General features: G+C 55.9%; 15 protein-coding genes. 10 read left to right on the top strand and 5 right to left on the bottom strand.

From position 1 onward, the window contains the following. Position 1: 1 nt before the first annotated feature. Entirely contained in the window at positions 2 to 877 is an 876-nt protein-coding gene (locus ETG88_RS12615) for an ABC transporter permease (protein WP_129035512.1), read from the top strand. A gap of 9 nt (positions 878 to 886) precedes the next feature. Continuing rightward, on the top strand, positions 887 to 2,488 hold the full coding sequence (locus ETG88_RS12610; protein ID WP_100777516.1) for a gamma-glutamyltransferase family protein: 1,602 nt from the start codon (positions 887 to 889) through the stop codon (positions 2,486 to 2,488). A gap of 54 nt (positions 2,489 to 2,542) precedes the next feature. On the opposite strand, the gene ETG88_RS12605 is transcribed toward ETG88_RS12610, so the two are convergent. Further along, positions 2,543 to 3,313, bottom strand: coding sequence for an amidohydrolase (locus ETG88_RS12605; protein ID WP_107704208.1), 771 nt, complete (start codon positions 3,311 to 3,313; stop codon positions 2,543 to 2,545). A gap of 108 nt (positions 3,314 to 3,421) precedes the next feature. Then, positions 3,422 to 5,866, bottom strand: a complete 2,445-nt coding sequence (gene fadE, locus ETG88_RS12600) for an acyl-CoA dehydrogenase FadE (protein ID WP_129035511.1) — start codon at positions 5,864 to 5,866, stop codon at positions 3,422 to 3,424. A 318-nt stretch (positions 5,867 to 6,184) separates the two neighbouring features. Between fadE and lpcA the strand changes: the two genes are divergently transcribed. Further along, a complete protein-coding gene (lpcA, locus tag ETG88_RS12595) occupies positions 6,185 to 6,763 on the top strand; it encodes a D-sedoheptulose 7-phosphate isomerase (protein WP_100777514.1) in 579 nt (192 codons plus the stop codon). A 46-nt stretch (positions 6,764 to 6,809) separates the two neighbouring features. After that, entirely contained in the window at positions 6,810 to 7,577 is a 768-nt protein-coding gene (locus ETG88_RS12590) for a class II glutamine amidotransferase (RefSeq protein WP_100777513.1), read from the top strand. Here the strand turns inward: ETG88_RS12590 and dpaA are convergent. Beyond that, entirely contained in the window at positions 7,548 to 8,288 is a 741-nt protein-coding gene (gene dpaA, locus ETG88_RS12585) for a peptidoglycan meso-diaminopimelic acid protein amidase (RefSeq protein ID WP_100777512.1), read from the bottom strand. The genes ETG88_RS12590 and dpaA overlap by 30 nt on opposite strands. Positions 8,289 to 8,564: 276 nt before the next feature. Here dpaA and dinB point away from each other — a divergent pair, with 276 nt between their 5' ends. Then, entirely contained in the window at positions 8,565 to 9,623 is a 1,059-nt protein-coding gene (gene dinB / locus ETG88_RS12580) for a DNA polymerase IV (protein WP_129035510.1), read from the top strand. A gap of 112 nt (positions 9,624 to 9,735) precedes the next feature. Here dinB and pepD read toward each other — a convergent pair whose 3' ends face one another. After that, on the bottom strand, positions 9,736 to 11,193 hold the full coding sequence (pepD, locus tag ETG88_RS12575) for a cytosol nonspecific dipeptidase (protein WP_129035509.1): 1,458 nt from the start codon (positions 11,191 to 11,193) through the stop codon (positions 9,736 to 9,738). A gap of 260 nt (positions 11,194 to 11,453) precedes the next feature. Between pepD and gpt the strand changes: the two genes are divergently transcribed. The 3 genes from gpt to crl all read left to right on the top strand — a co-directional run bounded on the left by gpt (position 11,454) and on the right by crl (position 13,724). Then, positions 11,454 to 11,912, top strand: coding sequence for a xanthine phosphoribosyltransferase (gpt, locus tag ETG88_RS12570; RefSeq protein WP_047174674.1), 459 nt, complete (start codon positions 11,454 to 11,456; stop codon positions 11,910 to 11,912). Positions 11,913 to 12,020: 108 nt separating this feature from the next. After that, positions 12,021 to 13,265 carry an esterase FrsA gene (gene frsA, locus ETG88_RS12565; protein ID WP_123430010.1) on the top strand — a complete coding sequence of 415 codons (1,245 nt, stop codon included), beginning with the start codon at positions 12,021 to 12,023 and terminating at the stop codon, positions 13,263 to 13,265. A 57-nt stretch (positions 13,266 to 13,322) separates the two neighbouring features. Further along, positions 13,323 to 13,724 carry a sigma factor-binding protein Crl gene (crl, locus tag ETG88_RS12560; RefSeq protein ID WP_100777508.1) on the top strand — a complete coding sequence of 134 codons (402 nt, stop codon included), beginning with the start codon at positions 13,323 to 13,325 and terminating at the stop codon, positions 13,722 to 13,724. 76 nt (positions 13,725 to 13,800) lie between these two features. Here crl and phoE read toward each other — a convergent pair whose 3' ends face one another. Further along, positions 13,801 to 14,853, bottom strand: coding sequence for a phosphoporin PhoE (phoE, locus tag ETG88_RS12555; RefSeq protein ID WP_100777507.1), 1,053 nt, complete (start codon positions 14,851 to 14,853; stop codon positions 13,801 to 13,803). A gap of 306 nt (positions 14,854 to 15,159) precedes the next feature. Here phoE and proB point away from each other — a divergent pair, with 306 nt between their 5' ends. Then, a complete protein-coding gene (gene proB, locus ETG88_RS12550) occupies positions 15,160 to 16,263 on the top strand; it encodes a glutamate 5-kinase (protein WP_100777506.1) in 1,104 nt (367 codons plus the stop codon). A 10-nt stretch (positions 16,264 to 16,273) separates the two neighbouring features. Further along, entirely contained in the window at positions 16,274 to 17,527 is a 1,254-nt protein-coding gene (gene proA / locus ETG88_RS12545) for a glutamate-5-semialdehyde dehydrogenase (protein ID WP_129035508.1), read from the top strand. Positions 17,528 to 17,548: the final 21 nt, after the last annotated feature.

Here is a 17,548-nt window from a genome sequence, read left to right as displayed (position 1 = left end):
CGTGGCTGAACTGACGACTCAAACCGTAGTACCTGCGTTGCCACGCGCGCAGAATCGGGTGCTGAAGAAATTTCTCGCCAATAAAAGCGCGGTGATTGGCGCGGTGATTGTCGGCATCTTTGTGCTCATCGCCCTGATTGCCCCCTGGCTTGCGCCCTTTGATCCGGTCAAAGCTAACTTCCTGGCGGTGCGTAAGCCGCCGTCAGAGCTGTATTGGTTTGGCACCGACGAGCTGGGCCGCGACATTCTCTCGCGCATCGTCTGGGGCGCGCGAACGTCCCTGATGGCGGGCTGTATGTCGGTGGTCATTGCCGTAGCGATCGGGGTACCGCTCGGGCTGGTGGCGGGGTACTTCCAGGGGATCTGGGACGGCGTGATCTCACGCTTTATCGAAGCGCTGCTGGCATGCCCGTTCCTGATCATGGCGATCGCACTGGGGGCGTTTTTAGGCCCCAGCCTGACTAACGCGATGATCGCCATCGGGCTGTCGGCCATGCCGATTTTTGCTCGTCTGACGCGCGGCCAGGTGATCGCCATTCGCAACGAAGAGTACATCGATGGCGCGAAGGCGATTGGCCTGCCGGATCGCTGGATCATCGTGAAATATGTGCTGCCCAATGTGATGTCACCAATTCTGGTGCAGGCCACGCTGGCGATTGCCTCCGCCATTATCGCCGAGGCCAGCCTGTCGTTTCTCGGCCTTGGTCAGCAGCCGCCGAATCCGTCATGGGGCTCAATGCTCAACACGGCAAAAGGTTTTCTGGAACAGGCGCCATGGATGTCTGTTTTCCCTGGTATCGCCATTTTCCTTGCGGTACAGGGCTTTAATTTACTCGGTGACGGGCTGCGCGATGCGCTCGATCCGCGCCACGACTAAGGAGTCATGATGACCAAAGCGCTTGATTTTACGACCGGTTACGATTCACGACGCCCGCCAATGATGGGGCACAACGCGGTCGCCACTTCGCAGCCGTTGGCGGCGCAGGCCGGGATGCGGATGTTACAGCTCGGCGGTAACGCCGTTGATGCCGCCATAGCCACGGCCATGGCCCTGACGGTGGTTGAACCGACGGGCTGCGGCATTGGCAGCGACGCCTTTGCCATCGTCTGGGACGGCGAAAAGCTGCACGGTCTGAACGCATCAGGCCGTTCGCCTGCCAGCTGGCATGCGGATCTGTACGCGGGCAAAACCGACGTGCCAGAGCTTGGCTGGGACGCGGTGACGGTGCCGGGCGCCGTCTCCGGCTGGGTAGCACTGGCCGAGCGTTTTGGCACGCTGCCGCTGACGACCCTGGCGCAACCGGCCATTGAGTACGCGCGTAATGGTTTCCCGGTGTCGCCGCTGATTGGTCACCTGTGGCAGCGCGGCTTTAACAAACTGAAAGATCAGCCGGGCTTTAGCGCCTGCTTTGCGCCAGAGGGCCGCGCGCCGCGCATCGGTGAGATTTTCCGTAATCCGGCGCAGGCCAACTCTCTGGAGCTGATCGCCAAAACTAACGGCGAAGCCTTCTATCGCGGTGAGCTGGCGCAGAAAATCGCTGCTTTCGCCAAAGAGCACGGCGCGCATCTGACGGCAGACGATCTGGCGAATCATCGCGTCGACTGGGTGGAGCTGCTGTCGCGCGATTTCGCCGGTGGATCGGTGCAGGAGCTGCCGCCAAACGGTCAGGGGATCGCCACGCTTATTGCGCTGGGGATTCTGGAGCAGTGCGGGATCGAAAAACATCATCCGGACTCTGTGCAATCTCTGCATCTGTCGATCGAGGCGATGAAGCTGGCGCTGGCGGATCTCGATCGCTACGTGGCCGACGAAGAGCACATGGAGTTTGCCGCGAAAGAGCTGTTAAGCGACCACTATCTGAAATCGCGCGCGGCGCTGATCGATCAGGATAACGCGTCTGATTTCACCTACGGCGCGCCGACACAAAGCGGTACGGTTTACCTCTCTGCCGCCGATTCCAGCGGGATGATGATCTCCTTTATCCAGTCCAACTTTATGGGCTTTGGCTCAGGCGTCGTGGTGCCGGACACGGGCATTAGCCTGCAAAATCGCGGCTGTGGCTTTGTGCTGGATCCTAAACATCCTAACGCCCTGGCGGGCAGTAAGCGTCCGTTCCATACCATTATTCCGGGCTTCGCGATGGACGGGCAGGGCAAACCGCTGATGTCGTTTGGCGTGATGGGCGGGCCAATGCAGGCGCAGGGTCACATGCAGATGGCGCTGCGTATTATGCTGCACGGGCAAAACCCCCAGGCGGCGATCGATGCGCCGCGCTGGCGCGTGGTGAAGGGCCGGGAAGTGATCGTTGAATCGAGCTTCGACCGCAATACCATTGCGGCGCTGCGCGAACGCGGGCATCAGATTACGGTGGAAGATCCGCTGCAGGATTATAACTTTGGCGGCGCGCAGGTGATTTACCGCATGCCGGAAGGGCACTACGTCGCCGCAACCGAAAGCCGCAAAGACGGGCAGGCGTTAGTGAGTTAACAAACCGCTATCAGCATCTAAGCCGGGTGAGGCGCTGCCGCACCCGGCTTTTTTTCATCCAATACTAAACGGATCCGCGTCCTGCCATGCCGGAAACTTCTCCCGGTACTCTTTCAGTGCCGTTAGCGAAAGCTCGGCGTCTATACGCGTCGCCTGATGCGGTTCGGCGGTGGCAATAATTTCCCCCTGCGGATTCACCACCCGGCTATCGCCGCGGTAGTGATGCCCATTGCCATCGGTGCCTACGCGGTTACAGCCCACCACATACGCCTGATTCTCAATGGCGCGCGCCACCAACAGCGCTTGCCAGTGCAGCGAGCGCGGCGCAGGCCAGTTGGCGACGTACAGCGCCAGATCGTAATCATTACGGTTGCGTGACCAGACCGGGAAGCGCAGGTCGTAACAGACCAGCGGCAGAATGCGCCAGCCGCGCCACTCAAACACCACCCGCTCGTTACCCGCCTCGTAGTGATGATGCTCATCGGCCATGCGGAACAGGTGGCGTTTATCGTAAAAATGCAGCGTGCCGTCTGGCTCGACGAGCAGGAAGCGGTTCACCGGCCCACGCTCGGTCTGCAGCGCGGCGCTCCCCGCGACGAGAGCGTTCGTCTGCCGGGCCTTGCTGTGCATCCACGCGACGACGTCATCCTGCGCCAGAGACTGCTTTGCTGCCTCCATGGCGAACCCGGTAGTGAACATCTCCGGCAGCACAATCACATCGCGTCCGGTGATCTCTTCGAGCTGACGATCAAAATGGCGCAGGTTGGCGGGACCGTCCATCCACACCAGGGGCTGTTGTAAAAGGGTAATCTTCAAACCAGGCACAATCATGACTCCTCGAAAGACGGCTTTTTGACACTGTAGCACGGGAAAAAGAGAAAATGTGGCAATAAAAAACCCCGCACGCGGCGGGGTTTGTGGAAGCGATGCGGGTCAGGCCGCTTCAGGTTTGCGGACCTTCTCCGGCAGCTTTACCGGCCGGGTCGCCAGCTCGTCGTGCTCGAAATCATCCACGTTAATGCTGCGCAGACGGCTCTCTTCCGCTTTCACTAGTACCGCAGCTTCATTCTGATCGATGATCCCACCCGCCAGCGCCTGTTTGGCCAGTTCATCCAGGCGAGTAAACGGCAGGTTTTTGCCCAGCTGTTTACAGATTTTCTGGTGAACAGGATCGGCTGCCATCACATCCAGCAGCGCCTCTTCCAGCAGACCAACCGGGTTATGCTCGGTAGGCTTCAGGTACTGACCGCGACCGATACGGGAGCGGGTTGCACTTGGCACCTGCAGGATCTTCGCCACTTTGTGATCCAGGATATCGGACGGTGCCAGATGATGACGACCGGTTGGGAAGATCACCACGCGCAGTGCGCCTGCCACAAAGCGGTTCGGGAAGTTCGCCAGCAGATCGTCAATCGCCTGCTCTGCCTGATAGAGCGCATCCTGCACGCCCCAGTGGACTAACGGCAGATCCGCTTCATGACGGCCTTCATCGTCGTAACGTTTCAGAACCGCAGAGGCAAGGAATACCTGGCTCAGGACATCGCCCAGACGCGCAGAGATACGCTCGCGACGCTTCAGACTGCCGCCGAGGACTGCCATCGACACGTCTGACAGCAGCGCCAGGTTCGCGCTCAGGCGGTTGAGATGCTGGTAGTAACGTTTGGTCGCATCACCCGTTGGTGTGGCACTGGTGAGACCGCGCGTCAGGCCCAGCCAGAAGCTGCGCATTTTGTTGCTGCCGACATGGCCGATGTGTTTGAACAGCAGCTTGTCGAACGCATTCACGTCGTTGTTTTGCGCCGCAGCCATCTCTTCCAGTACATACGGATGGCAGCGAATCGCGCCCTGACCAAAGATCATCATGCTGCGGGTGAGGATGTTGGCGCCTTCCACGGTGATGGCAATCGGTGCGCCCTGATAGCCACGCGCCAGGAAGTTGCCTTCGCCGAGCATAATGCCTTTACCGCCAGCAATATCCATCGCATCAATAATTGACTGCTGCGCACGATGGGTACAGTGATACTTGACGATAGCTGACAGCACAGCCGGTTTTTCGCCCAGCATGATGCCGTAGGTGATCAGCGACGCCGCCGCATCCATCACGTAAGCGTTGCCCGCGATGCGCGCCAGTGGCTCTTCGATACCTTCCATCTTACCGATAGAAATTTTGAACTGACGGCGGATGTGGGCGTAAGCACCAATCCCCATCGCGACGGATTTCAGGCCACCGGTAGAGTTCGACGGCAGGGTGATACCGCGACCGACCGACAGACATTCCACCAGCATACGCCAGCCCTGTCCGGCCATTTTCGGACCGCCGATGATGTAATCAATCGGTACAAAGATATCTTCGCCACGGGTCGGACCGTTCTGGAACGGTACGTTCAGCGGGAAGTGACGACGACCAATTTCGACGCCAGGCGTAGAGGTTGGGATCAGCGCACAGGTAATGCCCAGATCTTCCTCGTCGCCCAGCAGTCTGTCCGGGTCAGAGAGTTTGAATGCCAGGCCCAGTACGGTGGCAATCGGTGCCAGCGTAATGTAACGCTTGTTCCAGGTCAGGCGCATACCCAGCACCTGCTGGCCCTGCCACTCGCCCATGCAGACTACGCCGGTATCCGGGATAGCACCCGCATCAGAGCCAGCTTCCGGGCTGGTCAGCGCGAAGCAAGGGATTTCCTGACCACGCGCCAGACGCGGCAGATAGTGATCTTTTTGCTCTTCGGTGCCGTAATGCTGCAGCAGTTCGCCTGGGCCTAAAGAGTTTGGTACGCCAACGGTGATCGCCAGGATCCCTGACACACCAGCCAGTTTTTGCAGCACGCGAGCCTGAGCGTAAGCGGAGAACTCCAGGCCGCCGTACTCTTTCTTAATGATCATCGCGAAGAAGCGATGCTCTTTCAGATAGGCCCACATTTCCGGAGGCAGATCGGCCATTTCATGGGTGATCTGGAAGTCGTTCGCCATGCGGCACGCTTCTTCTACCGGACCATCAATAAAGGCTTGTTCTTCAGCTGTCAGCCGTGGCTGCGGGTAGTTGTGCAGCTTTTTCCAGTCCGGGTTGCCCTGGAACAGATCGCCTTCCCACCAGGTGGTGCCCGCGTCGATGGCTTCTTTTTCCGTGCGTGACATCGGTGGCATCACTTTACGGAAGCCGCGGAACACCGGGGCGGAAATCATCGACTTACGCATCGTAGGCACGTTGAGCGGCAGCAGGATAATTGCCAGCGGCAGCACAACCCAGATATTCCACAGACCAGACAGGCCAAGCGCAGCCGTCCAGGCCAACAGAATCAGGCTACTCAGTAATAAACTGACGCGGTGATAGAACAACACACCGAGCAGAACAACGGTTGCGATAATGCTCAAAATCATCATAAAGAAAAGCTCCCTTGCTTGTAGGAGGTCTGACCACTTGTGATGATATGGTTGTAGTGGATGTTATTTCTTTTAGCAATGCATTCACAAAATAATTACAACCTGGTTCACATTGTTCAGGTTTTGACAGGCACGAATAATCAAAACGCCGAGGGATCTGCATCGCCATGACCAGGAGCAGACTTAAGTCAGTGAGAGGGTGAGAGCAGGCACTGCCAGCGCAAAGACCACGTCAAGTATGACGGGTATAGCTTCTCGCTTTTCTCGCGATCCGGTACACTCCCTGTGTTATTTCATCAATACTGAAGGATTATCCTCATGTACCAGGATCTTATTCGTAACGAACTGAACGAAGCGGCGGAAACGCTGGCCAACTTTCTGAAAGATGAAGCCAATATTCACGCGATTCAGCGCGCGGCGGTTCTGCTGGCAGACAGTTTCAAAGCCGGCGGCAAAGTGCTCTCCTGCGGTAACGGCGGTTCACATTGCGATGCGATGCACTTCGCTGAAGAGCTGACCGGTCGCTACCGTGAAAACCGTCCGGGTTACCCGGCGATCGCGATTTCTGACGTTAGCCACATCTCTTGCGTGGGTAACGACTTCGGTTACGATCATATTTTCTCGCGCTACGTTGAAGCGGTAGGGCGTGAAGGCGATGTGCTGCTGGGGATCTCCACGTCGGGTAATTCCGGCAACGTCATCAAAGCCATTGACGCTGCGCGTGAGAAGGGGATGAAAGTCATCACTCTGACCGGCAAAGATGGCGGTAAAATGGCAGGCTCGTCGGATATCGAAATCCGCGTGCCGCATTTTGGTTATGCTGACCGTATTCAGGAAATTCACATCAAAGTGATTCATATCCTGATCCAGCTGATCGAAAAAGAGATGGTTAAGTAAGACTTCGCTGGGGGCACTCTTGCCCCCGCTGTTGTGGAGGTGATGTATGTGCGAATTGCTCGGGATGAGCGCCAATGTGCCAACCGATATCTGCTTTAGTTTCACCGGGCTGGTGCAGCGCGGTGGAGGAACCGGGCCGCATAAAGACGGCTGGGGCATTACCTTCTACGAAGGCAAAGGCTGTCGCACGTTCAAAGATCCGCAACCCAGCTTCAACTCTCCTATTGCCCGACTGGTCCAGGATTACCCGATAAAATCCTGCTCGGTCATTGCCCATATTCGTCAGGCGAATCGGGGCGAAGTGGCGCTGGAAAATACCCATCCATTTACCCGTGAACTGTGGGGCCGCAACTGGACTTATGCCCATAACGGGCAACTGACCGGCTATAAATCGCTGGAGACGGGCAATTTCCGTCCGGTGGGTGAAACCGACAGTGAGAAAGCGTTTTGCTGGTTACTGCACAAGCTGACAGAGCGCTATCCGCGCACGCCGGGAAATATGGAAGCGGTGTTTAAATACATCGGCACGCTGGCCTGTGAGCTGCGTGAGAAGGGTGTGTTTAACATGCTGCTGTCAGATGGGCGCTATGTGATGGCGTTCTGCTCGACCAATCTTTTCTGGATCACGCGTCGTGCGCCCTTTGGCGTGGCAAAACTGCTGGATCAGGATGTGGAAATTGATTTTCAAACCGAGACCACACCCAACGATGTGGTCACGGTAATCGCCACTCAGCCCCTGACGGGCAATGAAACCTGGCAAAAGATTATGCCAGGCGAGTGGGCACTATTTTGTCTCGGGAACCGTGTAGTTTGACGCCAGCTGCGGGTGGACGACTTCATGACTCAGCGGTTTGCTGACAATGTATCGACCATCCGCGACCGAGACGGTCGGTGGCTTATGCGTCTGCTGGAAGTAGTCGTAACCCGGTTTTAACTGTTTCCAGAAATCCGCGTAGGTCGAATACTTGTGGCGCTGCATGTTGGCATCGGTCATGCGGAACGGATAGATGCTCACCTGCACGCCCGCCTGGCCGAAGACTAACGCGCCGGTCACAAACTGGAAAATCTCATCAATACCGCTGTCCGTCATGGCGTAGCAGCCGATAGACACGCAGGCACCGTGAATCATCAGGTATTTACCTTCGTAACCATGGGCACGATCGTAGGCGTTCGGGAAGCCGATATTGATGGCTTTATAGAAGCGGCTGTCAGGTTTGAGCTGATTGCGCTGAACGGTATAAAACCCTTCAGGACTTTTGAAATCACCCTGACGTTGTTTCGGACCTAATCCGCCGGAATAGTTACAGATTTTGTAGCTATCAAGCAGTTGATATGTCTCGCCCATTTTGACAAATAGATCGAGCGTGCGTTCTTCCTTGAAGATCTGAATATAAACCGGTGATCCCATTAATTGTTGTTTATATTCTTTGCTGACCGGTGTGGTTGAACTGTTGCTGCCAAGCAGCCCTGCGAACGAGACACACGGGATCAGAAGCATCGCAATGAACAATGCGATTTTACGCATACTACAAGTTCCTTGATAAAGCCAAACCAACTTGCCAGGACGGCAAAAGAGACCCGAAATCAGAATTTTCTGGATTAGGAGCGCTCACATTAGCATCGCTGCATTTTTTCGCAAGAGTGAACTAATGAGTTTACAAATTAGTTGGCATTTATAGCTTATCAGGCCGCGTTTGAAACCAGGAACTTTGCGTAATTGTGGAGGATGTGAAGACGCTGATACTTTTCAATTCTGAATTTTTAACTGTATACTTATCCAGTGAAAGGGTGAGGGTTAAGTATGCGCAAAATAATCCATGTCGATATGGACTGCTTTTTTGCCGCCGTGGAGATGCGTGATAATCCGGCGCTGCGGGATGTCCCCATCGCCATTGGCGGCAGCCGCGTTAAGCGTGGTGTGATCAGCACTGCCAACTATCCGGCGCGCAAATTTGGCGTGCGCAGCGCCATGCCCACGGCGATGGCACTTAAACTCTGTCCTCATCTCATTCTGTTGCCCGGCCGCTTTGATGCTTACAAAGAGGCCTCGGCCCATATCCGGGAAATCTTCTCCCGCTACACGTCGCTCATCGAACCCCTTTCTCTCGACGAAGCTTATCTCGACGTCACGGACAGTCTGCACTGCCACGGCTCCGCTACGCTGATGGCGCAGGAGATCCGCCAGACCATTTTTAAAGAGCTGAATTTAACGGCCTCCGCCGGGATTGCGCCGGTCAAATTCCTCGCCAAAATCGCCTCGGATCTGAATAAACCGGACGGGCAATATGTCATCACGCCTGATGAGGTCCCTGCCTTTTTGAAAACTCTGCCGCTGGGTAAAATCCCCGGCGTCGGCAAAGTCTCGGCCGCAAAGCTGGAAACGCTGGGTCTGCGCACCTGCGAAGACGTGCAGAACAGCGATCTGGCGATGCTGCTTAAACGCTTTGGCAAATTTGGCCGGATGCTGTGGGAGCGCAGTCAGGGGATTGATGAGCGCAGCATTAACAGCGAGCGCCTGCGTAAATCGGTGGGGGTCGAGCGCACGCTGGCGGAAGATATCCACGAGTGGAGTGACTGCGAAACCATTATTAACGAGCAGCTCTACCCCGAGCTGGAGCGGCGTCTGGCAAAGGTGAAACCCGATCTGCTGATTGCCCGGCAGGGGGTGAAACTCAAGTTTAACGACTTCCAGCAAACAACCCAGGAGCATGTCTGGCCGCGACTCAATAAAGACGACCTGATCGCAACGGCGAAGAAAGCCTGGCAGGAACGCCGTGGGGGAAGGGGAGTGAGGCTGGTGGGTTTACACGTCACGCTGCTGGACCCGCAGCTGGAGCGACAGCTGGTGCTGGGGTTATAAAACGTATAAAAAAGCCCGGTAGCGCTTCGCTTACCGGGCCTACTTCTACATATCGCTATGGCACTGATTCTGCTGGCCCGACAACGCACTGCCGCCGGGCACGTACAGCGTCTTACTTAGCCGGAATCGCTTTCAGCAGTTCTGTCAGCAGCGTCCAGTAGTGGCCCACGCTTTCGATATGCACCTGCTCGTCCGGAGAGTGTGGCCCGGTAATGGTCGGCCCAATGGAGACCATATCCATATCCGGATACGGTTTCTTGAACAGACCGCACTCCAGACCCGCGTGGATCACCTGAATGTTCGGCGTGCTGTTGAACAGACGCTGATAGGTTTCACGCACCAGCGCCATGACCGGAGAGGTCGCGTCTGGCTGCCAGCCTGGGTAGCTGCCCTTGGCGGAGGTTTTCGCACCAGAGAGTTTGCCCAGTGATTCCAGCATGCTCACGACATACTCTTTACCGCTGTCGATAAGAGAACGGATCAGGCAGATGATTTCCGCGCTGTCGTCGCTCATGGTGACAACGCCGACGTTCAGGGAGGTTTCAACCACGCCTTTCGCCACGTCAGAGTTGCGGATCACGCCGTTTGGTGTGGCGTTCAGCAGCTGCACAAAGCGGTCGCGTGACTCGGTCGTCAGCGCGGCTTTATCGCTGGATACGGCTTCCAGAACCACGGTCAGGTTTTTCTCTTTCACTGACAGTTCGTTTTTCAGGATATCCAGGTAGACGTTCGCCAGGTTTTTCAGCTCGTCGGCTTTGTTAGCGGCAACGGCAACGGTGGCAAAGGCTTCGCGAGGAATCGCGTTACGCAGGGTACCGCCGTTGAAATCCACCAGACGCAGATCCAGCTCAGCCGCGTGACCGGCCAGGAAGCGCGCCAGCAGTTTGTTGGCATTGCCCAAACCTAAATGGATATCGCCGCCTGAGTGACCGCCTTTCAGGCCCTTCAGCGTCAGCTTGAAGGTCTGGAAGCCAGCCGGAACCGCTTCACGGGTCAGAGGCAGGGTAGAGATGAAATCAATCCCCCCCGCGCAACCCATGTAGATCTCACCCTCTTCTTCAGAGTCGGTGTTGATCAGGATATCTGCCTGCAGCCAGTTGGCCTGCAGACCAAAAGCACCGTCCATACCCGCTTCTTCGGTCATGGTCAGCAGCACTTCCAGCGGGCCGTGCTGAACGCGATCGTCAGCCAGCACCGCCAGCGCGGAGGCCATACCGATGCCGTTATCGGCGCCCAGCGTGGTGCCGCGTGCTTTAACCCATTCGCCGTCGATGTACGGCTGAATCGGATCTTTCGTGAAGTCGTGATCGGTATCGTTGTTTTTCTGCGGTACCATATCCAGGTGCGCCTGCAGCACAACCGGTTTGCGGTTTTCCATACCTGCGGTGGCCGCTTTACGAATCAGAATATTGCCAACCTGGTCACGCTCTGCGTGCAGGCCTTTTTCCTTCGCCCAGCCCATAATATGTTCGGCAAGCTGTTCTTCGTGATAGGAAGGGTGAGGAATGGAACAGATTTTGGCAAAAATATCCCACAGCGGCTGTGGCGATAATTGAGACAGTTCAGACACGATAAGTCTCCTTGTCGTGGCGCTGCAAACAAGCTTGCAGGTCACAGGGTTAGCAGAGTGATAGTCAGCACAAGTCGGGCTTGCGAGATGAGGTTGAGAATACCACTTTCTCCGTTCGCTGCTAGCATTAAGCACGTAAAAACTCCGCCCCGAGCCGCTAAACACTGGTTTTTAGTGCGTCAGATCTCTATAATCTCGCGCAACCTATTTCCCCCTCGAACACTTTTTAAGCCGTATATAAACAGGCTGGGACACTTCACATGAGCGAAAAATACGTCGTCACCTGGGACATGTTGCAGATTCACGCGCGCAAACTGGCTGCACGCCTGATGCCTTCTGAACAGTGGAAAGGCATTATTGCCGTGAGCCGTGGCGGTCTGGTACCGGGCGCATTGCTGGCTCGTGAACTGGGTATTCGCCATGTCGATACCGTCTGCATCTCCAGCTATGACCACGATAACCAGCGCGAGCTGACCGTGCTGAAACGCGCTGAAGGCGACGGCGAAGGCTTTATCGTCATCGACGATCTGGTCGATACCGGCGGCACTGCCGTTGCGATCCGTGAAATGTATCCAAAAGCGCATTTCGTCACTATCTTCGCCAAACCAGCTGGTCGTCCGCTGGTCAACGACTATGTTATCGACATCCCGCAGGATACCTGGATTGAACAGCCGTGGGATATGGGCGTGGTTTTCGTACCGCCGATTTCTGGCCGTTAATTACAGAACGAAATTATTTTTAACGCCCGGTGATGCCGGGCGTTGTTTTTTTTAGCCTCCAGCGCGTTACAATGCCTCTATGTGACGTAATCATGGAGGCAGCGCGCAATGACCCAGGCGAATCTTAGCGAAACCCTGTTCAAACCTCGTTTCAAACACCCAGAAACGTCGACTCTTGTTCGTCGCTTCAACCCTGGCACTCAGCCTGCTGTGCAGTCCGCTCTGGACGGCAAAAACGTGCCGCACTGGTATCGCATGATTAACCGTCTGATGTGGATCTGGCGCGGCATTGATGCCCGTGAAATTCTCGACGTCCAGGCGCGCATCGTCATGAGCGAGGCCGACCGCACCGACAGCGATCTCTACGATACGGTCGTCGGCTATCGCGGTGGTAACTGGATTTACGAATGGGCGACGCAGGCGATGCTCTGGCAGCAGAAGGCCAACCAGGAGCAGGACCAGACCCTCAGCGGAAAGCACTGGCTCCACGCCGCCAATCTTTACAGTATCGCGGCCTATCCGCATCTGAAGGGCGACGATCTGGCGGAACAGGCGCAGGCGCTGGCAAACCGTGCGTATGAAGAAGCGGCCCAGCGTTTGCCGTGCAACGTGCGTGAACTGGAGTTCACCATTCCTGGCGGTGCGCCGGTCACCGGCTTTTTACACATGCCGCCTGGCGACGGCCCGTTCCCGACGGTAATGATGTGCGGCGGGCTGGACTCCCTGCAGATTGATTATTTCAGCCTGTTTGAGCGCTACTTTGCACCAAAAGGGATCGCGATGCTGACGCTCGATATGCCGTCGATCGGGTTTTCCTCGAAGTGGAAGCTGACGCAGGACTCCAGCTTATTGCACCAGCATGCGTTAAAATCGCTCGAAAATATTCCCTGGGTGGACCACACCCGCGTGGCGGCATTTGGCTTCCGGTTTGGCGCCAACGTCGCGGTACGCCTGGCCTATCTGGAATCGTCGCGCCTGAAAGCGGTGGCCTGTCTTGGGCCGGTGGTTCATGCGCTGCTCAGCGATCCCACCCGTCAGGGGAGCGTGCCGGAGATGTATTTAGACGTGCTGGCGAGCCGCCTTGGCATGCATGATGCATCAGACGAAGCGCTGCGTGTGGAACTGAACCGTTATTCATTAAAGACCCAGGGCCTGCTCGGACGCCGCTGTCCGACGCCAATGCTGTCAGGTTTCTGGAAAAACGATCCTTTCAGCCCGGAAGAAGAGTCGCGTTTAATCACCTCGTCATCTTCCGATGGCAAGCTGCTCGAGATACCCTTCAGTCCGGTGTATCAGAATTTTGACAAAGCATTGAACGAGATTACACGCTGGATCACCAAGAGATTGTGTTAAGAGATTGCTAAATTTTGACGGTTTGGTAAAACAGTGGCTTCACAAAAGGAGATCGCAATGACGTTACCGAGTGGACACCCGAAAAGTAGACTGATTAAGAAGTTCATGGCTCTTGGCCCGTATATTCGAGAAGAGCAGTGTGAAGAGAATCGCTTTTTTTTCGACTGCCTGGCTGTTTGCGTCAACGTGAAGCCTGCACCCGAAAAACGGGAGTTCTGGGGCTGGTGGATGGAAATGAACGCGGAAGAGAAGCGTTTTACGTATAGCTATCACTTTGGCCTGTTTAACAAAGATGGCCACTGGGAAGCGACAACTATCAAGGACCAGGAAGTGATCGACCGCCTGGAGCTAACGCTGCGTGGATTCCACGACCGAGCGCGCGATCTGCTGGCGACCTTAGATTTAAAGCTCGAACCGGCTGATAATTTTACTAACCAGCAGGTCAAACTCTCCGCTTAACGCCTTTCCCGCAAAAAAGCGACAGACAATAAAAACCCGGCTGCTCTCGCGCCGGGTTTTTTTTCATTCATCGATATCAGAACTGGTAGGTCATACCCAGAGCGACGATATCATCGCTGCTCACGCCCAGTTTATTATCGTCATCAATCTGGTTAATTTTATAATCAACAAACGCAGACATGTTTTTGTTGAAATAATAGGTCGCGCCGACGTCGATATATTTCACCAGATCTTCATCGCCGATGCCTTCAATATCCTTGCCTTTCGACTGGACATAGCCCAGGGACGGACGAAGACCGAAATCGAACTGATATTGCGCGACGACTTCGAAGTTCTGCGCTTTATTTGCGAAACCACCGGAAATTGGTGTCATATTACGCGTTTCAGAATACATCGCTGCCAGGTAAATATCATTGGCGTCATATTTCAGACCGGTTGCCCAGGCTTCGGCTTTTTCGCCTTCACCGCGTGCCAGCAGGTTCTGCGCGTTGGTACGGTCAGAGTTGGTGTACGCCCCGCTGACGGCGAAATCGCTGCCACCGAAATCATAGGTTAACGAGGTGCCGAAGCCGTCGCCGTTCTGTTTTTTCGCATCGCGGCCTTCGTTTTTGCCCTGATACTGCAGGGTCATGTCCAGGCCATCAATCACGCCGAAGAAGTCGGTGTTGCGGTAGGTGGCGAGGCCGGTGGCACGTTTGGTCATGAAGTTATCGGTCTGTGCCGACGAGTCGCCGCCGAATTCCGGGAACATATCGGTCCAGGCTTCCACGTCATACAGCGCGCCAAGGTTACGACCGTAGTCGAAGGAGCCGATATCTTTCAGCTTCAGACCGGCAAAGGCCAGACGGGTTTTCTGCGTGGAATCACTCTCAGCTTTGTTGCCGGAGAATTCTGCTTCCCAGCGACCGTAGCCGGTCAGCTGATCGTTAATTTGTGTTTCGCCTTTAAAGCCGAAACGGACATACGTCTGGTCGCCGTCTTTGGTATCATCATCACTCAGGTAGTGCATTGCTTTTACTTTGCCGTACACGTCCAGTTTATTTCCGTTCTTATTATAAACTTCAGCTGCGTGTACAGATGCGGAAGCCACAACGCCCATTACCACTAATGCCAGAGTGCTCTTTTTCATTTTCAATCCTGATGTTTTATAAAACGCGCTAATATTCGCTGAGCAATAAGATTCAGCTTATTACCCCGTGAAAAACAGGAAGGGTTTTATCGTCTGCGGGTGAACGTTTTATGACAAAGTAAGAATATGTTTAAAAAAGTCAGTTTTAATTTTTCAGTCATAAAACTGTCAAAATCTGCCGCTACGCTTCCTGATCCCGCGCAACAAAGTCGCGAGCTTTGTGCGCCAGCAGTTGGCAACGGCGCTGAGTCCTGTTAAAACGTCTGATTGACATCATTTTCCCTTATTGTTGAATGGCAGAGAATCATGAGTGACAGCCAGACGCTGGTGGTAAAACTCGGTACCAGTGTTTTAACAGGCGGATCGCGCCGCCTTAATCGCGCCCACATTGTTGAACTTGTCCGCCAGTGCGCACAGCTTCATGCCGCAGGTCATCGTATTGTGATTGTCACGTCAGGCGCGATTGCCGCCGGGCGTGAACATCTGGGCTACCCCGAACTCCCCGCCACCATCGCCTCTAAGCAGCTGCTGGCCGCGGTTGGGCAAAGCCGACTGATTCAACTGTGGGAACAGCTGTTCTCTATCTATGGTATTCACGTCGGGCAGATGCTGCTGACCCGCGCGGACATGGAAGATCGTGAACGCTTCCTGAACGCGCGAGACACGCTGCGTGCGCTGCTGGATAACAACATCGTTCCGGTGATTAACGAGAACGACGCGGTGGCAACCGCTGAAATCAAAGTCGGCGATAACGATAATCTCTCTGCGCTGGCGGCGATTCTGGCCGGGGCAGACAAGCTGCTGTTGCTCACGGATCAGCAGGGGCTGTTTACCGCCGACCCGCGCAATAACCCGCAGGCGCAGCTTATTAAGGACGTTTACGGTATTGATGACGCACTGCGCGCCATTGCCGGAGACAGCGTTTCCGGACTGGGCACCGGCGGAATGGGCACCAAGCTGCAGGCCGCCGACGTGGCCTGTCGCGCGGGTATCGATACCATCATCGCAGCGGGCAGCCGTCCGGGCGTGATTGGCGACGTGATGGAAGGAATCTCCGTCGGCACCCGTTTCCACGCGCAGGCTTCTCCGCTGGAAAACCGCAAACGCTGGATTTTTGGCGCACCGCCAGCCGGTGAAATCACCGTCGATGAAGGGGCTACCGCCGCGATTCTGGAAAGAGGCAGCTCATTGCTTCCAAAAGGAATTAAAAGCGTGACAGGTAACTTCTCCCGTGGTGAAGTGATTCGTATCTGTAATCTTGAAGGTCGCGATATTGCTCACGGCGTCAGCCGCTACAACAGCGACGCGCTGCGCCGCATTGCCGGGCATCACTCACAGCAAATCGACGCCATCCTGGGCTATGAATACGGCCCGGTTGCAGTGCATCGTGACGATATGATCATTCGCTAAGGAGCCAATCATGCTGGAACAAATGGGCGCCGCTGCCAAAGCCGCCTCTTACAAACTGGCGCTCCTTTCTAGCCGCGAGAAAAACCGCGTTCTGGAAAAAATCGCTGATTATCTGGAAGCACAGTCTCAGCAGATCCTGCTCGCCAACGAACAGGATTTGGCCGACGCGCGTAACAATGGCCTGAGCGAGGCGATGCTCGACCGCCTGGCTCTGACGCCCGCACGTCTTAAAAGCATCGCGGATGACGTGCGCCAGGTTTGCAACCTCGCCGATCCGGTGGGGCAGGTGATTGACGGCGGGCTGCTCGACAGCGGCCTGCGCATCGAGCGTCGCCGCGTCCCACTCGGTGTGATCGGCGTGATTTATGAAGCGCGCCCGAACGTGACCGTCGACGTCGCCTCCCTGTGCCTGAAAACCGGTAACGCCGCCATTCTGCGTGGGGGTAAAGAGACGTGGCGAACCAACGCGGCCACCGTTAACGTCATCCAGCAGGCGCTGGAAGAGTGCGGCCTGCCAGCCGGTGCGGTACAGGCTATCGAAAGCCCGGATCGTGCGCTGGTGAATGAAATGCTGCGCATGGATAAATACATCGACATGCTGATCCCACGCGGTGGCGCGGGCCTGCACAAGCTGTGCCGCGAACAGTCGACCATTCCGGTGATCACCGGCGGGATTGGCGTGTGTCATATCGTGGTGGATGACAGCGCAGAGATCGCGCCTGCCCTGAAGATTATCGTCAACGCCAAAACCCAGCGCCCGAGTACCTGCAATACCGTTGAAACGCTGCTGGTGCATCAGGGTATCGCGCAGACGTTCTTACCTGCGCTGAGCAAGCAGATGGCCGAGAGCGGCGTGACGCTGCATGCAGATGAGAATGCGCTGGCGTTGTTGAAAGATGGCCCAGCGAAAGTAGAAGTGGTCAAAGCACAGCAGTATGACGACGAATATCTGTCGCTGGATCTGAATGTGAAAGTGGTCGCCGATTTGGACGATGCTATCGCCCACATTCGCACCCACGGCACGCAGCACTCTGACGCGATTCTGACCCGCACCCTGTGCAACGCCGATCGGTTCATCAATGAAGTGGATTCTTCTGCGGTCTACGTGAATGCCTCAACGCGCTTCACCGACGGCGGCCAGTTTGGACTGGGCGCAGAGGTGGCGGTGAGCACGCAAAAACTGCACGCCCGTGGCCCGATGGGGCTGGAAGCGCTGACTACCTACAAGTGGATCGGCTTCGGCGATGATACGATTCGTGCGTAAATAAACGCGGGTGATGCAAAA

Source organism: Lelliottia nimipressuralis, from assembly GCF_004115925.1.
Classification (GTDB): domain Bacteria; phylum Pseudomonadota; class Gammaproteobacteria; order Enterobacterales; family Enterobacteriaceae; genus Enterobacter; species Enterobacter nimipressuralis.
This window is presented reverse-complemented; position numbering and strand designations above follow the sequence as displayed.

Coding starts and splice junctions, on each gene's coding strand:
- fadE (WP_129035511.1), bottom strand. CDS start 5,866: ATGATGATTTTGAGCATTATCGCAACCGTTGTTCTGCTCGGTGTGTTG.
- ETG88_RS12610 (WP_100777516.1), top strand. CDS start 887: ATGACCAAAGCGCTTGATTTTACGACCGGTTACGATTCACGACGCCCG.
- proA (WP_129035508.1), top strand. CDS start 16,274: ATGCTGGAACAAATGGGCGCCGCTGCCAAAGCCGCCTCTTACAAACTG.
- dpaA (WP_100777512.1), bottom strand. CDS start 8,288: ATGCGTAAAATCGCATTGTTCATTGCGATGCTTCTGATCCCGTGTGTC.
- dinB (WP_129035510.1), top strand. CDS start 8,565: ATGCGCAAAATAATCCATGTCGATATGGACTGCTTTTTTGCCGCCGTG.
- frsA (WP_123430010.1), top strand. CDS start 12,021: ATGACCCAGGCGAATCTTAGCGAAACCCTGTTCAAACCTCGTTTCAAA.
- crl (WP_100777508.1), top strand. CDS start 13,323: ATGACGTTACCGAGTGGACACCCGAAAAGTAGACTGATTAAGAAGTTC.
- phoE (WP_100777507.1), bottom strand. CDS start 14,853: ATGAAAAAGAGCACTCTGGCATTAGTGGTAATGGGCGTTGTGGCTTCC.
- proB (WP_100777506.1), top strand. CDS start 15,160: ATGAGTGACAGCCAGACGCTGGTGGTAAAACTCGGTACCAGTGTTTTA.
- lpcA (WP_100777514.1), top strand. CDS start 6,185: ATGTACCAGGATCTTATTCGTAACGAACTGAACGAAGCGGCGGAAACG.
- ETG88_RS12590 (WP_100777513.1), top strand. CDS start 6,810: ATGTGCGAATTGCTCGGGATGAGCGCCAATGTGCCAACCGATATCTGC.
- gpt (WP_047174674.1), top strand. CDS start 11,454: ATGAGCGAAAAATACGTCGTCACCTGGGACATGTTGCAGATTCACGCG.